Source organism: Alcanivorax sp. HI0044 (assembly GCF_001634945.1).
In genome coordinates, this window is sequence record NZ_LWEZ01000467.1 from 1 (window position 1) to 1685 (window position 1685).

Annotated in this window: 1 protein-coding gene and 1 pseudogene; one reads left to right on the top strand and one right to left on the bottom strand. The window is 55.9% G+C overall.

Going from position 1 to position 1685, the window contains the following annotated elements; translation table 11 throughout:
* A pseudogene (locus tag A3730_RS05695) lies at window positions 1-467 on the bottom strand (DNA mismatch repair protein MutS); the annotation flags it as partial.
* A gap of 275 nt (window positions 468-742) precedes the next feature.
* Here A3730_RS05695 and A3730_RS05700 point away from each other — a divergent pair.
* The coding region (locus tag A3730_RS05700; protein ID WP_063537678.1) for an integrase arm-type DNA-binding domain-containing protein at window positions 743-1685 on the top strand (943 nt) is incomplete at its 3' end.

The window sequence follows — 1685 nt, forward strand, 5'->3', positions numbered from 1 at the left end:
ACCACAAACCGCCCGGCGGCCAGGTCCAGGCTGGCGCAGCCGTACTGATTATTGTGATCAAAAACCGCGCACAGAAGATTGTCGCGGCGCTCTTCCAGAAGCGCCTCGTCACTCACGGTGCCTGGGGTAACAATGCGCACCACCTTGCGTTCCACCGGCCCCTTGGCCAAGGCGGGGTCACCAATCTGCTCGGCAATAGCTACCGATTCACCCAGCTTCACCAGCCGCGCCAGGTAGTTCTCTGCCGCATGATAGGGGATCCCTGCCATGGGAATCGGCTTGCCGGCACTCTGGCCGCGTTGGGTCAGGGTAATGTCCAGCAGCCGCGCCGCTTTTTGCGCATCCCCAAAAAACAATTCGTAGAAATCCCCCATGCGGTAGAACACCAGCTGGTCCGGGTGCTCGGCCTTGATCGCCAGGTATTGCTGCATCATAGGTGTGTGTGCGGATAAATTGGGGTTCGCCATATGTGCGTTTCAGCCTGTTTTTCCTTTTATTTCGCTATATATTCAAATGGTTAGCGAAATATGTGATTTCCGGTAGTGTCCGTGGGTGTCCACGGAAATCCACCCCAATCCGCAAAATTAGTATAGGTTTTAGTATAGGTTTTTGGTTTTTCCTTCGAAAAGGTGATTTTGAAGGTGCTATACTGCCAAAAACCTATACCAAATCCCCTGCAGGCCAGACGGGGCCTGCGATGCGGGGATTTGCTTGAAAGCGTTAGTGTTGGTGGATCAAAGCGATGGAGCATAGCAAACAAGGAAGCAAGCAACTATCGGTCCGTGCCATTGAGGCAATGCGGCCAGGGGATAAGGTCAAAACCGACGGGGCTGAGAACGCTGGGTTGCGGGTTACCTGCGGTTCCTCGGGTCTGAAAACCTTCACTTATCGCTACCGAAGCCCCGAGACGGGCAAGCTGGTTCAGGTCAAGATCGGCAATTTCCCTGGTGTGAAGCTTGCAGAAGCCCGCCTTGAGGTCTCCAAAATGAAGGAGCTCAGAGCCAAAGGGATTTGTCCCAAAGCCGAACGGGATCGTCAGCTCCAGGCAGAAAAGGAGGCAAAGGCTGCACAGGCGCAAGCCGAAGCCGTGGCCGCTTATACTGTGACAGATCTGGTCGAGCAGTATCTGACGGAAGTCATTGAGGATCGGACGGTGACAGATCCGAGAACCGGGGAGAAGAGACGGATGCCTGGGGCCAGGAAGCCCAAAGGACAGTGGGAGGTGCGACGTACTCTCCATAATGACGCTGTCCGGGTGTTAGGCGATAAGCCAGCGGCGGAGGTAAAGCGAAAGGATGTGGTCGACCTGATCAAGGAGATCCTGGATCGAGGCGCGCGGGTCCAAGCTGGGAATGTGCTCCGGGAGTTCATTGCTGCCTATGAGTACGCCATTGGGCTGGAGCGTCTACCTGACGATTTCCCTAACCCGGCCTGGTTGGCCACGGCCAGCTTGAAGACTGCCAGGATCCGTATGAGCCCGAACAAGGGCAAGAGGGTGCTTTCGGACAAAGAGCTGGCGGCGGTTCTGGCTTGGCTGCCGGGCTCGGGCTACTCCACCACTCAGAAGAATGTCATGCGGTTCACTCTTTGGACTGGTTGCCGGACAGGGGTGGTGTGTAACGCTGAGTGGAAGGATATCGACCTGGAGGCAGGTTCTTGGCATTTGAGGGACTCAAAGAATGGAG